At 62.1% G+C, this 17,059-nt stretch carries 18 protein-coding genes; 12 read left to right on the top strand and 6 right to left on the bottom strand.

Translation table 11 applies throughout. The features are described from left to right. Positions 1–110: 110 nt before the first annotated feature. From rrtA to JNL55_RS10130, 11 genes are all read left to right on the top strand, one after another. On the top strand, positions 111–659 hold the full coding sequence (rrtA, locus tag JNL55_RS10180) for a rhombosortase (RefSeq protein WP_293852648.1): 549 nt from the start codon (positions 111–113) through the stop codon (positions 657–659). A 70-nt stretch (positions 660–729) separates the two neighbouring features. Further along, positions 730–1,689, top strand: a complete 960-nt coding sequence (gene fabD / locus JNL55_RS10175) for an ACP S-malonyltransferase (protein ID WP_293852646.1) — start codon at positions 730–732, stop codon at positions 1,687–1,689. Positions 1,690–1,694: 5 nt separating this feature from the next. Beyond that, positions 1,695–2,438, top strand: a complete 744-nt coding sequence (gene fabG, locus JNL55_RS10170; protein ID WP_293852668.1) for a 3-oxoacyl-ACP reductase FabG — start codon at positions 1,695–1,697, stop codon at positions 2,436–2,438. Between the two features lie 148 nt (positions 2,439–2,586). Beyond that, positions 2,587–2,829, top strand: a complete 243-nt coding sequence (acpP, locus tag JNL55_RS10165) for an acyl carrier protein (RefSeq protein WP_066920125.1) — start codon at positions 2,587–2,589, stop codon at positions 2,827–2,829. Between the two features lie 121 nt (positions 2,830–2,950). Then, positions 2,951–4,195: a beta-ketoacyl-ACP synthase II gene (fabF, locus tag JNL55_RS10160; RefSeq protein ID WP_293852639.1), complete on the top strand. Its 1,245-nt coding sequence runs from the start codon at positions 2,951–2,953 to the stop codon at positions 4,193–4,195. Between the two features lie 18 nt (positions 4,196–4,213). Continuing rightward, positions 4,214–5,629 carry an aminodeoxychorismate synthase component I gene (locus JNL55_RS10155; RefSeq protein WP_293852637.1) on the top strand — a complete coding sequence of 472 codons (1,416 nt, stop codon included), beginning with the start codon at positions 4,214–4,216 and terminating at the stop codon, positions 5,627–5,629. Next, positions 5,626–6,435, top strand: a complete 810-nt coding sequence (gene pabC / locus JNL55_RS10150) for an aminodeoxychorismate lyase (RefSeq protein WP_293852635.1) — start codon at positions 5,626–5,628, stop codon at positions 6,433–6,435. The genes JNL55_RS10155 and pabC overlap by 4 nt, the downstream gene beginning before the upstream one ends. Before the next feature lie 15 nt (positions 6,436–6,450). After that, positions 6,451–7,494, top strand: coding sequence for an endolytic transglycosylase MltG (gene mltG, locus JNL55_RS10145; RefSeq protein WP_293852633.1), 1,044 nt, complete (start codon positions 6,451–6,453; stop codon positions 7,492–7,494). A 10-nt stretch (positions 7,495–7,504) separates the two neighbouring features. Next, complete coding sequence (gene tmk / locus JNL55_RS10140; RefSeq protein ID WP_293852631.1) at positions 7,505–8,140, top strand: dTMP kinase; 636 nt, start codon at positions 7,505–7,507, stop codon at positions 8,138–8,140. 8 nt (positions 8,141–8,148) lie between these two features. Next, complete coding sequence (holB, locus tag JNL55_RS10135; RefSeq protein WP_293852630.1) at positions 8,149–9,225, top strand: DNA polymerase III subunit delta'; 1,077 nt, start codon at positions 8,149–8,151, stop codon at positions 9,223–9,225. A 41-nt stretch (positions 9,226–9,266) separates the two neighbouring features. Next, complete coding sequence (locus JNL55_RS10130; protein ID WP_129648570.1) at positions 9,267–9,617, top strand: PilZ domain-containing protein; 351 nt, start codon at positions 9,267–9,269, stop codon at positions 9,615–9,617. Between the two features lie 13 nt (positions 9,618–9,630). On the opposite strand, the gene JNL55_RS10125 is transcribed toward JNL55_RS10130, so the two are convergent. The 5 genes from JNL55_RS10125 to JNL55_RS10105 form a co-directional block, all read right to left on the bottom strand. After that, entirely contained in the window at positions 9,631–10,794 is a 1,164-nt protein-coding gene (locus JNL55_RS10125) for an ABC transporter permease (protein ID WP_293852626.1), read from the bottom strand. Positions 10,795–10,813: 19 nt separating this feature from the next. Next, a complete protein-coding gene (locus JNL55_RS10120) occupies positions 10,814–11,956 on the bottom strand; it encodes an ABC transporter permease (RefSeq protein WP_293852624.1) in 1,143 nt (380 codons plus the stop codon). Positions 11,957–12,057: 101 nt separating this feature from the next. Beyond that, a complete protein-coding gene (locus tag JNL55_RS10115; RefSeq protein WP_293852622.1) occupies positions 12,058–13,125 on the bottom strand; it encodes a cyclic nucleotide-binding domain-containing protein in 1,068 nt (355 codons plus the stop codon). 124 nt (positions 13,126–13,249) lie between these two features. Beyond that, the gene (locus JNL55_RS10110) at positions 13,250–15,259 is read right to left on the bottom strand and encodes a 3-hydroxyacyl-CoA dehydrogenase NAD-binding domain-containing protein (RefSeq protein WP_293852620.1); all 2,010 of its coding nucleotides are present in this window, start codon (positions 15,257–15,259) and stop codon (positions 13,250–13,252) included. 28 nt (positions 15,260–15,287) lie between these two features. Beyond that, positions 15,288–16,031, bottom strand: coding sequence for an endonuclease/exonuclease/phosphatase family protein (locus JNL55_RS10105; protein WP_293852618.1), 744 nt, complete (start codon positions 16,029–16,031; stop codon positions 15,288–15,290). A gap of 120 nt (positions 16,032–16,151) precedes the next feature. Between JNL55_RS10105 and JNL55_RS10100 the strand changes: the two genes are divergently transcribed. Then, positions 16,152–16,610 (top strand): hypothetical protein, encoded by a 459-nt coding sequence (locus JNL55_RS10100; RefSeq protein ID WP_293852616.1) that lies wholly within the window; start codon positions 16,152–16,154, stop codon positions 16,608–16,610. A 5-nt stretch (positions 16,611–16,615) separates the two neighbouring features. Here the strand turns inward: JNL55_RS10100 and JNL55_RS10095 are convergent, their stop codons facing one another. After that, the gene (locus JNL55_RS10095) at positions 16,616–16,954 is read right to left on the bottom strand and encodes a hypothetical protein (protein WP_293852614.1); all 339 of its coding nucleotides are present in this window, start codon (positions 16,952–16,954) and stop codon (positions 16,616–16,618) included. Positions 16,955–17,059: the final 105 nt, after the last annotated feature.

The raw sequence follows: 17,059 nt of genomic DNA, 5'->3' as shown, positions 1-17,059 counted from the left end.
AGATCGTACCAATGAGTGACGGCTTGTCCCGGCCCGCTAGCTGGTTTTCGCGACGCGTTCGACAATGGATGCCGGCGGCCCGCCCCGGGGTGTGGTTGCTTGGACTGTCGTTGCTCGGGCTGGTTCTGTTGTCGCTACTTGGCGAAAGTGGGCGCTTGGCGCTGCGCTATGAGCGCGAGGCGGTGCTGCAGGGAGAATACTGGCGGCTCCTGACCGGTCATCTGGTCCACGGCAGTGGCCAGCATTTAGCGCTGAACGCGGCCGGGCTGGGCCTGATCGCCGCGCTGTTTCCCGACGATTATTCCTGGCGCGAGTGGCTGCTGGTGGCGCTGTTCAGCGTGCTGGCGATCGATATCGGCCTTGTGTTTTACCAGCCACAGCTGGACTGGTATGTGGGTTTGTCGGGCGTTCTGCATGGCGCGCTGGCGGCTGGCGCGGTGGCCTGGTGGCGGCACGAATCGCCACGGCTGGCGCTGCTTTTAAGCGGGATTTTCGTGGGCAAACTGGCCTGGGAGCAGTGGCACGGGGCGTTGCCCTTGTCGGGCGATCTGGCGGTCGTTGTGGACGCGCATCTATACGGTGCGCTGGGCGGGGCGCTGGCCGCGTTCATCCTGTGGTTGCACGCCCACAGGCAAGTGGCCGTAAAGTCAAGGATCTAGCCGCCGGGAACCTGATCGCTATAATCGCGCGCCGCACTCGCTCGTAGGGTGCGACCAGATTAGGAGCGCAATGACTTTTGCCTTTGTATTTCCCGGGCAGGGATCGCAGTCGGTCGGCATGTTGACGGCCCTGGCCGCGGCCGAGCCGATCGTGCAGGAGACCTTCGCCGAAGCGTCGGCCGTGCTCGGCTACGACCTGTGGCAGCTGTGCCAGCAGGGTCCGGAAGAATTGCTGGGCGCCACCGAGCGCACCCAACCGGCGATGCTGACTGCCGGTGTCGCCACCTGGCGCGTCTGGCGCAAGCATGGCGGCCCGCTGCCGGCGGCGATGGCGGGTCATAGCCTCGGCGAATATTCGGCACTGGTGTGCTCGGGCGCGTTGGACTTCAAGACCGCCGTGGCGCTGGTTCAGTTTCGCGGTCAAGCCATGCAGGCGGCGGTGCCGGCCGGGCAGGGCGCGATGGCCGCCATCCTCGGCGTCGACGATGCTGATGTCGAAGCGGCGTGTGCCGAAGCTCAAGGCAGCAGCGCGGCTGGTGAAATCGTGCAAGCCGCCAACTTCAATTCGCCTGGGCAAGTGGTGATCGCGGGCTCGGCAGCAGCCGTGGATCGCGCCATCGAAGTGCTCAAGACCAAAGGCGCCAAGCGCGCCATCAAGTTGCCGGTGAGCGTGCCTTCGCACACCGCGTTGATGCAGCCGGCCGGTGAGCGCCTGGCGGAGAAATTGAAAGCCATCGAGTTTGCGCAGCCCGAGGTGCGCGACATCTATACGGTCGACGTGAAGACTCATCAGGGCCCGGACAGTATTCGTCAGGCGTTGGTGCAACAGTTGGTCAAGCCGGTGCGCTGGACCGAGACCGTGCGCGCCATTCTGGCCGGCGGCGCCAAAGTGCTGGTCGAATGCGGCCCCGGCAAGGTGCTGACTGGGTTGAATCGCCGCGTCGACAAGAACAAGGACATCGGCATGCTCGCCATCGAGGATCCCGAGTCGTTGCAACAGGCGCTGGCCGCCTGTCGGAGTCAGTCATGACCGAGCTGGCACTGGCCCAGGACATCGCGCTGGTTACCGGCGCGTCACGTGGCATCGGTCGCGCAATTGCCGAGCAATTGGCGCGCAATGGTGCAACGGTCGTCGGCACGGCTACTAGCGAAGCCGGCGCGCAAGGCATCAGCGACTGGCTCGCTGCCGGAAATTACAAGGGCCGCGGTGTGGTGTTGAACGTCGCCGACGCCGGCGCCACCGAGACCGTGCTGAAGGACATCGAAGCCAAAGAAGGCGCGCTCAGCATCCTGGTGAACAATGCAGGAATTACCCGCGACAACTTGCTGCTCAGAATGAAGCAGGACGAGTGGGACGACATCATGAACACCAACCTGGCGTCGGTGTTTCGGCTGTCCAAAGCGGTTCTGCGCGGCATGATGAAGGCACGCCGGGGCCGCATCATCAGCATTGCCTCGGTGGTGGGTGTCATGGGTAACGCCGGACAGACCAATTACGCCGCGGCCAAGGCCGGCATCATCGGCTTTTCCAAGTCTCTGGCACGGGAGGTCGGCTCGCGCGGCATCACCGTGAACGTGGTGGCGCCGGGCTTCATCGCCACCGATATGACCGCCAAGCTGCCCGCCGAGCAACAACAGCAGCTGGCTGCACAAGTTGCGCTGGGGCGACTGGGTTCTGTCGAGGATATTGCCCATGCTGTGGCGTTTCTTGCGTCGCCACAGGCAGGCTATATCACCGGCGAGACCCTGCACGTCAACGGCGGCATGTACATGGTCTGACCGGAACGCAAGTCAGTCAAAGTTTCGCAAATGTTGGCCCCACCGGGCTTCTAACTTAGAATACGCCCCCCGTGCGACCCCACCCATGAACAAAAAGGGTCGGTTTCGAGCGAAGGGTTTAAGCACCTCATAGAGGACTCGTACACAAATGAGCAGTATTGAACAGCAGGTCAAAGCCATCGTCGCCGAACAATTGGGGGTGAAAGAGGAAGAAGTCACCAACGACGCTTCCTTCGTCGACGACCTGGGCGCGGACTCTCTCGACACCGTCGAGTTGGTCATGGCGCTGGAAGAGGAGTTCGAAACCGAGATCCCCGATGAGGATGCGGAAAAGATCACCACCGTGCAGCAGGCGATCGATTACATCACCGAGCGTCGCAATCAGGCCTAACGGCCGCGCGCACGAGCAGCAGGCGCCACAACGGCGCCATCGCTGAAGCATCAAGGAAGGCCGCACTCGTCCACGGTCTTCCGCCAATCGCCCTCCAAGTTCCGCCCGTAGAGGTAACCGCTTGTCCAAGCGACGCGTCGTCATCACCGGTCTTGGCATCGTTTCACCCGTCGGCAGCACCATCGACTCGGCGTGGCGCAACGTGCTCGAGGGTAATAGCGGCATCGTGCCGATCACTCGCTTCGATGCGAGCGCATTTCCCGTGCGCTTTCACGGCGCGGTGGCGGACTTCGATGCGGAGAAGTATTTGCCGGCCAAGCGGCTGCGGAACATGGATCCGTTCATGCACTACGGCTATGCCGCCGCAGCGGACGCCTTCAGGGATTCGGGCATCGTCGTGACGCCCGAGAACGCCTCGCGGATCGGCGTGGCAATGGGCGCTGGCATCGGTGGTCTCGACACCATCGAGGAGAATCACACCAAGTGGATGGAGACCAAGAGCCCGAAGCGCATCTCTCCATTCTTCGTGCCCGGCAGCATCATCAATATGATCTCCGGCCACGTTTCCATCGATTTCAAACTCACCGGGCCGAACATCGCCACGGTCACTGCCTGTACCACGTCGACGCATGCCATCGGTTTGGCGATGCGTTTGATCCAGTACGGCGACGCCGATGTGATGATCGCCGGCGCCGGTGAAATGGCGACCACGCCGCTGGGCCTCGGCAGCTTCTGCCAAGCGCGTGCGTTGTCGACTCGCAATGACGATCCGAAGGCCGCCAGCCGTCCGTGGGACAAAGATCGCGACGGCTTCGTGCTGTCCGATGGCGCCGGCTCGGTCGTGCTCGAAGAGTACGAACACGCCAAGGCGCGCGGCGCTCGCATTTACGCAGAGCTGGTCGGCTTCGGCATGAGCGGCGACGCTCATCACATGACTGCTCCGCCGGAAGACGGTGAGGGCGCGCGGCTCGCGATGTCCAATGCGATGAAGGATGCACAGCTCAACGCGAGCGACTTGCAGTACATCAACGCGCACGCGACTTCGACTGAGCTCGGCGATCGCGCCGAAACCATTGCGATGAAGCGTGCGTTCGGCGATCACTCCAGCAAGCTCGCTGTCAGCTCCACCAAGTCGATGACCGGGCATTTGCTTGGCGCCGCCGGTGTGGTCGAAGCGATCTTCTCCATTCTGGCCATTCGCGATCAGGTCGCGCCGCCGACCATCAATCTGGACAACCCGGGCGAGGGTTGCGATCTGGACTACGTGCCGAAAGTGGCGCGCCAGATGCCGATCAATGTGGCGCTGTCGAATTCGTTCGGCTTCGGCGGCACCAACGGCAGCTTGATCTTCAAAAAGCTCGACTGAGATCCCGGCAGGGATCTCATGAGCGGCCCGGAGACGTCCACGCGCGTATCGATCCAACGAGCGCCGCTGTTACAACCGGTCAGCGCCGACCCTGCGGCGCTCCTGGCTCTGCATTCCGCGTTTCCCGATCGCTACCCGGCGCTGCTTGAAAGCGCCGCGGCCGGCAATGCAGCCACGCGTTTCGACATTCTGTTCGCGTACCCACAGCAACGGCTGTCGCTGCTGAGTGATCGCAAGCTGAGCATTCGCACCGGCGACGGCGAAGAAGGATTTCTCTCGGCGCTGGATCGCTGGTGGCAATCCGAACGCACTGAATCGATCGACACTCATGGGCTGCCGTTCGTTGGCGGCTGGCTGCTGTATCTGGGTTACGAGCTTGCGGGCGAGATCGAGCCGCGCTTGCGACTGCCGCCGCCGAGCGCTGGGCCGATTGCTTCGGCCATTCGAGTGCCGGCGGCGATCGTGCACGAACGTAACAGCGGCAACTCCTGGCTGGTGGCCGAGGCGGCGTTCGAACCACTGCTGGCTCAAATGGCGAGCGATCTCGCGAATGTGCCGCCCTTGGCCGCGCCGAAGGTGCCGTTGGTAACTGGCGGTGTGACCGAAGACGAGCCTGGCACATTCTTGTCGAGCGTTACGCAGGCGTTGGAACACATTGCCGCGGGCGACATTTACCAGGCGAATCTTTCACGAGCCTGGCGAGCGCGGTTGACCGCCGGCGTCACGCCTCAACATCTGTATCAGCGCTTGCGCGAAACCAATCCAGCGCCTTTCAGCGGCATCGTTCAGCTCGACGGCATCAGCGTCGTCAGCTCGTCGCCAGAACGGCTGGTTTCGGTGCGCGATGGGCGCGTGTCGACCCGGCCCATTGCGGGCACGCGGCCGCGAGGCCAGACTGCTGCAGCCGATGTCGATCTGGCTCGCGAGCTGCACGCGCACCCCAAGGAGCGCGCCGAGCACGTGATGCTGATCGACCTGGAACGCAATGACCTGGGACGAATCTGCGAAGCGGGCACCGTGAAGGTCGACGAGTTCATGACCATCGAGTCGTATGCGCACGTCCATCACATTGTTTCCAATGTGAGCGGTCAGCTGCGGCCGAGCGCGACGCCGGGCGAGGTGCTGCGAGCCGTATTCCCCGGCGGCACCATCACTGGCTGTCCCAAAGTCCGGTGCATGGAAATCATTGCCGAGCTGGAAGGCACCGCCCGCGGTGCGTACACCGGTGCGTTCGGCTATTTGAATCGAGATGGCAGCATGGATACCAACATCTTGATTCGCTCGCTCGAAATTGCAGGTGATCAGCTCACCTTGCGCGCCGGCGCCGGCATCGTTGCCGATTCGATTCCCGAGCGCGAGTTGGCAGAGACGCGGGCGAAGGCGCGAGGCGTATTGCGTGCGTTGGAGTCGGATACCGAAGGTGGCGGCCGATGACGCTCGCCATGCTCATCAACGGTCAAGCCTCGAACCAAATTCCCGCCGACGATCGCGGCTTTCAGTATGGCGACGGCTTGTTCGAGACCGCGTTGCTGGCCAAAGGCCAAGTGCGCTTTCTGGACGATCATCTGCGTCGCTTGGCGACCGGTTGCTCGCGCCTCGGCATCGCGGCACCCGACGAGCGAACCTTGCGCGATGAGATCGCCCAGGTGACCAAGGGCTCCGAGCGAGGTGTGCTCAAGATCATCGTGACGCGAGGTTCAGGCGGGCGCGGCTATCGTCCCGGTAGCGCGGCTTCGAACACTCGCGTCGTAGCGCTGCATCCTCTGAATCACGTCTCGCAAGGCGCGTTACGGCTGCGCTGGTGTGAGATTCGGCTTGGGCGCAACGCGCGGCTGGCCGGCATCAAACATTTGAATCGGCTCGAACACGTGCTGGCGCAAAGCGAGTGGAGCGATGGTGAAGCCGACGAAGGTTTGATGCTCGACACCGAAGGCGAGTTGGTTTGTGCTACCGCCGGCAACGTGTTCGCCGTGCGCGACGGCGCGTTGATCACGCCTGATTTGCGCTTTTGCGGCGTGCAAGGCGTGATGCGAGCTCAAGTGCTCAAAGCGGCCGCCCGGCTTGGATTGCCGGTGACCGAAGAACCGCTGTGGCCGGACGATTTGCAGGCGGCCAGCGAAATTTTCATCACCAACGCGGTGCGCGGCATCCGATCGGTCGCGGCGCTCGATTCGTTGCAATGGAGCGAGACCGGCGTGGCCGAGCGTCTCGCCGCTGCCCTGTCGCTGAGCGACACCTAAAGGAACTCGGTAGTAATGCGAACACTGCTGCGTCTGTTCGGTGTGTTGATACTGCTGGGAATCCTCGGCGCGGCTGCGCTCGCCTGGTGGGGACACCGTTGGCTGCAAACGCCCATCGCGGCCCTCAGCACACCGATAGTGTTCGAAGTGCCCAAAGGCGCTTCGCTGCGTACCGTGGCCAGCAGCCTCAACGATCAGAACTTGCTGGATCAGCCGCAGATCTGGACGGCGTGGGCTCGGGTTACCAAGCGCGATCATTCGTTGAAGGCCGGTGAGTATCAACTCAAGCCGGGGCTGACGCCGAACGAATTGCTGGAGGTGTTGAACTCGGGCGACGTGCTCCTTCACAGCATCACTTTCATCGAAGGCTCCACATTCGCGGACATGCGTAAAGCGATGGCGCAGTCGCCGTCGATTCGCAGTGACTACGCGACTCGCAGTGGTGAAGACGTCATGCGCGCGTTGGGACAGCCCGATGTGCATCCCGAGGGCCAGTTTTTTCCCGATACCTATCGCTTCGCTCGTAACACCACCGACATCGAGCTGTTTGGCATGGCGTTCCGACGCATGCAGCAGGAGCTGAAGACTGTGTGGGAAGCTCGCGCCAAGGATCTGCCGTTGGCCGGGCCTTACGAAGCGCTGATCCTGGCGTCCATCATCGAGAAGGAAACCGCACTCGACACCGAGCGACCGCAGATCGCCGGCGTATTCATCGAGCGCTTGCGTAAAGGCATGCGCTTGCAAACCGACCCGACGGTCATCTACGGCATGATGGCAACGTACGACGGCAACATTCGTCGCTCAGATCTATTGCGCGATACGCCGTACAACACCTACACACGCGGCGGCTTGCCTCCGACGCCCATTGCATTGCCCGGACTCGACTCCATTCGAGCGGCCGTGAACCCCGACAAAACTGGCGCGTTGTTCTTCGTAGCGACCGGCAATGGCGATGGCAGTCACTATTTCTCGCGCACACTGGCGGAGCACAATGCCGCCGTGAAACGCTACTTGCAGAAGCTGCGCGAAAACTCGGGATCGGCGACCAAGAGCAAATGAGCCCCCTGGTATGAACACAGGAAAATTCATCACCATCGAAGGCGGCGAGGGCGTGGGCAAGTCCACGCAGATCGGTCGTCTGCGAGACTTCGCCGCCGAACGTGGCGTCGAAGTGGTGGTCACGCGTGAGCCGGGTGGTACGCGGCGTGCCGAACGAATCCGCGAGTTGCTGTTGGAAACCAGTGATGAAGCGATGCCCAGCACGTGTGAGTTGCTGTTGATGTTCGCGGCACGCTCGACACACCTCGAGAATGTCATTCGTCCGGCATTGGCGCGCGGTGCTTGGGTGATCTGCGATCGCTTCACCGATGCGACCTACGCCTATCAAGGCGGTGGCCGAAGCTTGCCGGTGGAAAACATCGCGACGTTGGAAACGATGGTGCAGGGGACGTTGCGCCCCGACCTGACGCTGCTGCTCGATGCGCCGCTCGAAGTGAGCGCGGCCCGTGCCAGTGCTCGCAACGCTGCGGCTGGAACGAGTGATCGATTCGAGCAAGAGCGCCGTGAGTTCTTCGAAAAAGTTCGCGCGACGTATCTGGATCGCGCCCGCCAGGAACCGCAGCGGTTTGCTGTGATCGATGCTACGCAAAGCCTGGAGGCAGTCACGGTAGCGATCCAGCAAGCGATCGCCGAAAGACTGCTATAAAGCGAGCCATGGCCAAGAAAGACGAAGCCCCCGAACCGCAGCCGTTGCCGAGCCCGCGCTTGTTGCCGTGGCATTCGGCCGCGATTGCTCAGCTGCGCCAGGCATGGACGGCGAATCGCTTGCCGCACGCCATTCTTCTGCAAGGCGCCGAGGGGCTGGGCAAAGGCTCGTTCACCGCGTGGCTGGCCGCTGCCGTGCTGTGTGAGAAGTCCGTGGATGGCAAGCTGGACGTGTGCGGAGCGTGCACCAGCTGCGCACTCATCAAAGCGGGCTCGCATCCGGATCTGCATTGGATCGCGCCGGAAGAAGACAAACAATCGCTGTCGGTGGATCAGGTGCGCGCGGCTTGCGAAAAGCTGTCCAAGACCAGCTTCCGGCAAGGCTACAAAGTCGCCATCCTGGAGCCGGCCCATCAGATGACGCCAGGCGCGGCGAACAGCGTGCTCAAGACGCTTGAAGAGCCTTCGCGCGGCAGCTTGCTGGTGTTGATTACGTCGCGCCCATCGGGGCTGTTGCCCACGGTGCGCAGCCGATGTCAGAAGCTGAGCATCGCGCGCCCATCGACTGCCGACGCAATGGCGTGGCTCCAGCAGGAGTCGGGCAAGACCGTGTCACCGGCGCTGCTGGAATTCAGCGGTGGCGCGCCGCTGCGTGCCCTGGCATACGCCGACGGGCGCTTCGAAGGGCTGAACCAGTCCATGCAGAAGGCCCTCAAGGACCTGCTGAGCGGCGATGCAGATGTGACCCAGGTCGCTGCCGAATGGGAAAAGGATGCACTCATCGACCGCCTGGTGTGGCTGGATCTGTGGCTGTGCTCGCTGGCCCGGACGGGGATTGCCGGAACTGCCGAACGGGTCACGTTCCCAGGGGGACCTGCGCACTTGCCAAGCCCGTCGCGGCCGTTGAACATAAGCGCGTTGTACAGCATGGTGGACCGCACCCGGGCTTTGAAAGCGCAACTGGCCCGGACCGCGCTCCAGCGCGAACTGGCCGTGGAGTCCTGGCTGATCGCTCTGCTGGAAGTGCTGGCGTCCTCCCCCGCGGGTTCATCCAGGGGTGGCGCGCCAGTGGCACGCGCAAGTTAAAGAATTCATCAACGGCCGGCCGGAAATAGATCCGCATGGTTATGCGTCAACCCAGCAGCAAGCCCGGTTTGCTGACTTTGACAATCAAGGACAAGAGCGCCTTGTACCTGGCCTATATGCCGTTCGTGAAGAACGGCGGCCTGTTCATTCCCACCAACAGCAATTATCGGCTCGGCGATGAAGTGTTCATGCTGCTGAACCTGATGGGCGAGGACGAGAAGTTGCCCGTCGCCGGTCGCGTGATCTGGATGACGCCCAAGGGTGCGCAGGGCAAACGCACTGCCGGCATCGGCGTGCAGTTCAGCGAGCAGGATCGCGGCAACACTCAGCGCAAGATCGAGAGCTACTTGGCCGGTGCCTTGGGCGGCGACAAGCCGACCCATACCATGTAACTGGCGATGTAACTCAAAGCGCCCGGAGCGCGGTTACCACCGGCATACGGGCCGCTCGCAACGCGGGCAGCAGTCCGCCCAACAATCCCATCGCCAACGCCCATTGGGTGCCGAGCAAGGCCAGCGAAAACGTCACCGACAGCTGAAAGCTGTAACCGAAAGGGCTGGCGGCGAGTCCATTGAACAGCAACCAGGCGAGCCCGCTCCCCAGCAAAGCTCCTGGTAACGACAACAACATCGACTCCAGCAGCACTGCGGCGATCACCGGACCGCGGTTGAAGCCGATCGCTCGCAAAGTGCCGATCTCTCGCTGGCGCGAATCCACCATCGCATAGAGTGAATTGACCGCGCCCAGCGTGGCACCGATCGCCATGATGGCGCCGATGAAATAACTGACGAAGTTAAGGATGGCGTTCAGCGGTTTGAAGGCATCTTGGATCGCGTCCTGCTCGCGCCGGACATCGAGCTTTAGTCGTGGATCGGTGCTGACAGCCGTCCTCAGTGCATCGAAGTCCGCCGGTGACTGCAGCATCAATGCAGCTGACGAGTAAGTAGTGCGACCGAACGCGCTCATCAGAGTTTCTGCATCGGCGTACACGGTGCAATCCTGAGCGGGGCCCTGATCGAAGTGGCCGACTACAGACCAATCACCGCCGCGCAGCGAGCGCTGATCGCCGAGCTCGAAGCCGGCGAACTGGCGATTGCAGGCGTTGCTCGCGATCAGTTCCGGTAGTCCTGACTTGAAGGTTCGTCCAGCGGTGAAGCGCAGCTCGGGCGCGAAGTCAGTGATCGCAGCCGTGACTCCTACGAGCGGAAAGTAGATCCGATTGCCGGTCGCGCGACGACGGCCCTCGATCTGCACCATCGACTGGAACACGACGATTGGCGCGCCCGCCGCATCTCTTCGCACTCCAGGCAAGCCGAGAATGACAGCGGCTTCCTGCTTGGTGATGTTGCCTTGGGCTGGCCCCGTGCCTTGAGTGGTCAGCACGACGCGGTCGGGACGGACGTTGGCCACTTGCTGTTCGCGGGCTCCCGTTCCCATTGCAAGCATTGAGACCAACGCACCAACGGCACACGCCACGCCGACGACGATGGTGAGTGCGGATCCGATCCGGTGCGGGACTCCAGACAGATTTACGCGGAGTACGGCGAGGAGTTCTCGGAGAAATTTCATGTGAGGAAGTTCATGTTGGCTAGCGGCTCGCCAACGCCGCAACGATGTTCAATCGAGCAGCGCGAATCGCGGGCACCGCTGCGCTGATCAGCGCCACCAAACAAGCACATCCCAGTCCGAGCGCGACAACTTGCGCGGGCATCGAAATGCCGGGCACGAATCTGGACGCAAAAGGAAACGCGAGGAGGGCAAGCGTCAAGCCAAACGCCGCGGCGGCAACGCAAACGACGGCAGCCTCTGCGAGCACAAACAGAAACAAAGCGTGGTTCGAGAAACCGAGTGTCTTGAGGACCGCCAGTTCCGGCGTACGCTCTCGGATCGATTGCATCATCATCGTTGTGGTCGCAAAGAACAGCGCGACCAGCACGGCGCCCACGATGGCGCGAATCAGAAATCCCAGATCGCCGATGGATTGCATCTGCAGCTGCGCCAACTCTCGCAACGATTCGGTACGCGTTGAGTGCGAGGAATTGGTGAAACGCCGGTCGATGGCATCCGCTACCGTCGCCGCTTGCCTCGGCTCGGCAATGGCGACATTGAAGTGATTGACGTTGCCCTTGCCGGCCAGTCGAGCTTCATTGAAATTGTCGTAATGAATCAGGATGACGTCGGTGCCACCGGCGACGTCGCTGTCGGTGTAGGTGCCGACGATGTCGAAGCTCCAATCCATCGAGCCATCGCTCTTGGCCACGTTGGTGACGAGCGGAATCCGGTCGCCGATTTTCCAGCCGTACTTCTCCAGCAGCGCTTTTCTCACCAGCGTGCCGGTGCGGGTCTTCTCGAAGGCAGCGACGTCCTCGGCAGCGACTGTGTAGGTAAATACAGAAAGCCAGGCTTGGTCCGGACGGATCGCGACGATGCCCATGCCCTGGGTGGGCTTCTGGTACATGCCGCCGAACAATTCCACGGGGATGACGACTTTGACGCCGGGCACCGCTTGGATCTGCTCGAGTGCGCCGAGGGGGAGGGAGTCGACGAAGCCCAGGCTGCTGTGGACCAGAAGCAGGTCGGCGCGGGCCTGGCTGATCAGTTGCTCGACGCCCGACTTCATTCCCTGCAATACGCCGAACAGCGCGAAAGCTACGCTGACCTGAAGGAAAATCAGGATGCTACGGCCGGGTTTACGCCACAGCCCAGACCAGATGACAGGCAGAAATCGCATGCGACGGGCCCACGCACGGCATCGGAGGACGCCGTCCAAGGTTATCGACGTGCGTATGTCACCTCAGGTTGCAGGCGACCGCGAGTTTCGCAAGCAGAGCGTTATTTCTTGACGTCGGAGGCGCTCAGGCCGCCCTTCAACACCGACGCATTCAAATCCCGCTCGGCCAGGATATAGGCCGCGGCGGAGCTGCGACGGCCGGTGTCGCACACCACCACGTAGTGCAAATTCGGATCGAGCGTTTTCAGTTTCAGCCGGATGAAATACAGCGGCAGGTTGAGCGCGCCTTCCATGTGGAAGTTTTCGAACTCGCTGGGCAGGCGCACGTCCAGCCATTTGCCGCCTTGGGCGACGATCTCTTTGCCCTGCTCGAAGTCCACCCAATTCAACATGGGCTCGTTGAGCAGTTTGCGGAAGTCGTCCTTCGCCAGGCGCATCAACGCGCCATCGGTGAGCATGGTGATGTTGGCGTTGCGCTTGGCATCGGCGATCAACGCTTCTTCGCCGAAGGTGTCGCCCATGCCCAGCTCGGCGAGTTTGATGCCGGCTTTGTTGAGCGGCGTTTCGCGCGTCACCAAACATTTGCCTTTGACGATCACGTAGAAGTAATCGCCGTCGTCACCTTGCTTGATGATGACGTCGCCGGCCTTGGCGTCGAGGCGTTGCATGCGCATGAAAATCGCCTGGATGTTGGCCGGCGGAATGCGATGGAATGCCTTGGTTTGTAACAGCGTCGTCATCCAATCGTCGCTCGCGGCCGGCGCCTGTTCGCCCTGGGTCGAGCTCAATTCGCTGACTTCGTAGGAACCGGTCTGGTCCCAGGTGAGCATCATGTCCAGCATGTCGCTGTCCAGAGCGATGAACTCGACGCGATCGGACACGGCACGCGCGGTATAGCGGCGCGGCGTGAACGGGGCGATGGGATTGCGAGCTTCGGGCGAGCCGCCTCGGAGCACGGTCACGGTGCGATCTTCCCGGATCAGCTCGAGCACGCCGCTGACCAGGTAATACGTACGCTTGTCGCTGTCACCCTCTTTGAAGAGCACGCGCCCCACAGGCAGGTCGCGCAGCACGGTCTTACGCGCCAGCGTCTGCAGGTTCTCGGACTTCAATCCGTCGAGCGGGGAAAATGACCGAAGCAGGCCAAGATCGAGCGGCTTGCTCTCCATGTGTCTCCAAGGGCGAAGGGATTGGTTGCCCGGGCAACGCGGCGAGCGGCGCCACGGGTCCAAGCGAGCGGAACGGATGGTAACACAGCCGATTTTACGGTAAGGAAGTGCGCCGAAAGCGTGATTAACGCAGTAGATCCCACCCTGCGTCGGGGGCAAACCGCTCACCATGCACGCTTTGCAGCTCTTGTAGGCGCGCGATGATGGCATCGACGCCGCGAGCACGGGCGTATTGCAGCGGCCCGCCACGGAATGGCGCGAATCCGGCGCCGAAGATCACGCCCGCGTCGATCAAATCCGCATCTTCGACAATGCGTTGCCGCAACACCGCCACTGCTTCATTCACCAGCGGTAACAGCAGCCGATCCTGTAAATCGTCGGGCGCGGACTGGCCGGTATAGGGCGGCTTCTGCGGCTTATCGTCCTGCCAGACATAGAAGCCTTCGCCGGTCTTCTTACCGAATTTCTTGGCGGCGTAACGCGTCGCCAGCACCGGCGGCACTTCGGCGCCGCTTTCGAAAAACACTTTGCCCACGCTCATCACCACATCGAGCCCGACCACGTCGGCCAACTCGATGGGGCTCATGGGCATGCCGAATTCTTCGGCGGCTCGATCGATCAGCGCCAGCGGAATGCCTTCTTGAGCAGCGCGCACGGCTTCGCTCAGATACGGCATCAATACTCGATTCACCAGAAAGCCCGGCGCGCTCTGGCAGGGAATCGCGAGCTTGTCGATCTGGCGCGCGAAACCGAGACCCGCCTGTATCTGTTTGGCATCGGTGTTGGCAGCCTGAATCACTTCGACCAGCGGCATCCGAGCCACGGGATTGAAAAAGTGCAGGCCGATGAGTCGCTCAGGTTGCGCCAGTTTCTCGGCGAGTTGTTCGAGCACGATGCTGGACGTGTTGGTCGCGAGCACGGCATTCGGTTTGAGTTGCGGCTCGAGGCGCGCGTACAACTCGCGCTTGGCGTCGAGGTTTTCGAAGATGGCTTCAATCACCAAATCGGCTTGCGGCACACCGGCGCCAGCGACGTCGGCTTTGAGACGGCGGAGCGCTTCGTCGCGCTTGGCTTGATCCGGGTAACGTTTCTCGAAAAATTTCCGAGCGCGTTCCATCGCCGGCGCGACGTATTTTTCTTCGCGATCTTGCAGCGTCACGGTGAGACCACGGGCCGCGCACCAGGTCGCGATATCTCCACCCATGACGCCCGCGCCAACGACGTGCACGTGTTTCATCGGCTCGCCAGTGCTCTTGCCTGCAGACTTCAATCGCTCTTGCAGGAAGAACACGCGCACCAGATTGCGCGACGTCGGCGTACACAACAACGTGGCCATGGAGCGCGCTTCAGCTTCGTAAGCGCGTTCGCCGGAGCTGCCGTACTCCTGCCACAGCTCGATCAACTTGTACGGCGCTGGGTAATGATCCGGACGCACGCGTTTCGCGACTTGCGAACGCATCTGGCCAGCGAGAATCGGGCGCACCAAGCCCAGGTTCAGCAAGCGGTTCTTGAGCGACGGCGTCTTCACCGGCGGCGGATGCAACGCGACTTCGCGAGCTACTTCATGCAGCTGTGCAGCCGGCGCGAGCTTGTCGACCAGCCCCATCTGCAACGCCTGTTTCGGACGAATGTGCCGACCGGTGAGCATCAGATCCATCGCGGCAATCGGGCCGGCGAGTTGCACGGCTCGTACCGTGCCGCCGAGGCCGGGATGCACGCCGAGCTGCACCTCCGGAAAGCCGAGAGTGACCGAGGGATCGTCGGCGGCCACGCGATAACGACAGGCCAGCGCGACTTCCAGGCCACCGCCCAATGCGAATCCGTTGATCGCCGCCACAGTGACGCAGCGGAGTGCCGCGAGCTTGTCGATGACCAGCTGTCCCTGGCGAATCATCTGGTAAGCGGCGTCCGGCGATTCGATGCCGACGAAGCCCTTGATGTCGGCGCCGGCAATGAAGCCCTTCTTGTTGGAGGCGACGATCAGCGCTTTGGGCGGCGAGCGAGTCAAGCCAGTGAGGATGCCGTCGAGCTCTTCCATCACCTCGCGCGACAGGCTGTTCACCGCCGCGTCGGTCTTGTCGATGACCAGCCAGGCAACCCCGTCGGCCGTGGTTTCCAAACGCCAATGGCTCATGGCGACTCCCGCAGTTTGTTATTCAGGTTCAGCTTCGCGGACGAATATTGAAATCGCAGATCAGCGGCCGGTGGTCGGAGAAGCGCACGTCCGGCACGTCGAAATGGGTCACTTCGATGCCGTTGGAATACAGCACGAAGTCCAGCTCCTTGCGCGGTTTGTTGCTGGGGTAGGAGGGCAGGCCGAGGCGGTTGGCGCTCTTCAGGCCCGAGGCTTCCATGAACAGATAGATCTCGTGATCGCCCCAGAAAGTATTGAAGTCGCCGGCCACGATCACCGGCTTGCTGGCGCGCTTCACCAACTCGTGCAGGTGGCGCAGCTGATCATGGCGATGGCGGAACTTCAGCGACAGGTGCACCAGGAAAATGGCGCATTCCTCCAGCTCCAGCTCGATGATCAGCCGCTTGATGCCGGTTTCGAAATAATGGAAGCGCTCGCCTTCGACCCGGGGCGCCGCCAGAAACGCGTTGCCCTGCTTGCGCACGATGGGCATGAGCTGATTGATGGACGAGGTGCCGTACTTGCACTGGTAGGTCGAGTAATGGCCCAGCGAGTCGGCGATCTGCTTGGCCTGATTCACCAGGCCGGAGCGAATCGAGCCGGTGTCGATTTCGATCAGCCCGACCAGATCCGGATCCAACGACTTGAGCCAGTCGGTGATGCCGTTCAGCACGCGCGTATTACTGCGCAAGTAGCCTGCGCCGGGCACCGGCAGGTGGAAGGCCGGGCCGAAACCGGTGGCGTACCGGATGTTGTACAGGACGAAGCGCATTGTTGGCGTTGGTCAAATCGTCGGCATGGACCGCGTGCCAGGGAGCGACACGGCGGCGCCGCATTCTACAGCAGCATTATGGATTAGAATGGCCCCTCCATCGCGGCGGGGACCAGGTAAGTGGGCAGCATTTCTCAACACGATCCGGTGCGGCTGTTCGTCAGTCACGCGTTCGAGCCCTCGGACGATTATCACCGGGTGTTCGAGTACTTGGAGAGTTCGCACAACTTCTACTATCGCAACTGTAGCAATCCGGACTTCGCTACCAGTTCGCGCGAGGCCATGAAGGAAGAGCTACGCAAGCAGATCAACTTGGCGGAGGTGGTGATCGTTCCAGCCGCGTTGTACGTGCGGCACCGGGAACTGCTGGACTTCCAGCTGAATTGCGCCAAGGGGCTGGAGAAGCCGGTGATCGTGCTGGAAAAGTTCGGCATCAAGGAAAAGGTGCCGGTACAGCTGGAAGCGCTCGGCGATGAAATCATCGAATGGAACGAGCGCACCATCGCGGACGCAATCCGCCGGCAGGCTCGTCACGAGGACACGGCCCGCTGGGACACTATCGAGTTCAAACTCGACTAGGGCGCTCAATCCTCGCCGACAGCGCGCAGCTTGGGTGCTCGCTGCGCCGCCTGGAGGCGGGCCAGCACGCCCAACATGCCGACGATGCGGACGGCGCAATCACCGGCTTCCGAATCGGACATCTTGCGAACCGTGGCTTGGACGGCGTTCTCGCCCCGCATCGGGCGGACGCTAGACAGGGTAGTGGACAGAGAAGTGAATTCGTCGCGGATTTCGCGCGGCAGCTCGTCTTCCTCGAGATCGGCGAGGTGCTCGCGAAACGCCTCCGTGAGGCGGTGCTTGATCGGTCCGGCGGACGCAAGCACGACCGTGGCGGCGAAAAAATTCTCCCAGGCGCTGCTCATTCAACTGACTCCCGAATGGGTTAGCCGCTGATGGCGCCAAGGATCAGGTCGATCGATCGAGCAACAACAACGGCGAGCGATAGCTGAGAAGTTACTTTAAGTCAC

Origin of the sequence: Steroidobacter sp. (assembly GCF_016790065.1) — a bacterium.
Classification (GTDB): domain Bacteria; phylum Pseudomonadota; class Gammaproteobacteria; order Steroidobacterales; family Steroidobacteraceae; genus Steroidobacter.
Note: the sequence above shows the minus strand (reverse complement) of the source record. Positions and strands in the feature narration are given on the sequence as shown.

Bases quoted from the DNA above. Each gene is read 5' to 3' on its own strand.
- JNL55_RS10115 (WP_293852622.1), bottom strand. From the start codon at position 13,125: ATGGAGAGCAAGCCGCTCGATCTTGGCCTGCTTCGGTCATTTTCCCCG.
- JNL55_RS10110 (WP_293852620.1), bottom strand. From the start codon at position 15,259: ATGAGCCATTGGCGTTTGGAAACCACGGCCGACGGGGTTGCCTGGCTG.
- tmk (WP_293852631.1), top strand. From the start codon at position 7,505: ATGAACACAGGAAAATTCATCACCATCGAAGGCGGCGAGGGCGTGGGC.
- acpP (WP_066920125.1), top strand. From the start codon at position 2,587: ATGAGCAGTATTGAACAGCAGGTCAAAGCCATCGTCGCCGAACAATTG.
- JNL55_RS10105 (WP_293852618.1), bottom strand. From the start codon at position 16,031: ATGCGCTTCGTCCTGTACAACATCCGGTACGCCACCGGTTTCGGCCCG.
- pabC (WP_293852635.1), top strand. From the start codon at position 5,626: ATGACGCTCGCCATGCTCATCAACGGTCAAGCCTCGAACCAAATTCCC.
- JNL55_RS10155 (WP_293852637.1), top strand. From the start codon at position 4,214: ATGAGCGGCCCGGAGACGTCCACGCGCGTATCGATCCAACGAGCGCCG.
- JNL55_RS10125 (WP_293852626.1), bottom strand. From the start codon at position 10,794: ATGAAATTTCTCCGAGAACTCCTCGCCGTACTCCGCGTAAATCTGTCT.
- JNL55_RS10130 (WP_129648570.1), top strand. From the start codon at position 9,267: ATGCGTCAACCCAGCAGCAAGCCCGGTTTGCTGACTTTGACAATCAAG.
- JNL55_RS10095 (WP_293852614.1), bottom strand. From the start codon at position 16,954: ATGAGCAGCGCCTGGGAGAATTTTTTCGCCGCCACGGTCGTGCTTGCG.
- JNL55_RS10120 (WP_293852624.1), bottom strand. From the start codon at position 11,956: ATGCGATTTCTGCCTGTCATCTGGTCTGGGCTGTGGCGTAAACCCGGC.
- fabD (WP_293852646.1), top strand. From the start codon at position 730: ATGACTTTTGCCTTTGTATTTCCCGGGCAGGGATCGCAGTCGGTCGGC.
- mltG (WP_293852633.1), top strand. From the start codon at position 6,451: ATGCGAACACTGCTGCGTCTGTTCGGTGTGTTGATACTGCTGGGAATC.
- holB (WP_293852630.1), top strand. From the start codon at position 8,149: ATGGCCAAGAAAGACGAAGCCCCCGAACCGCAGCCGTTGCCGAGCCCG.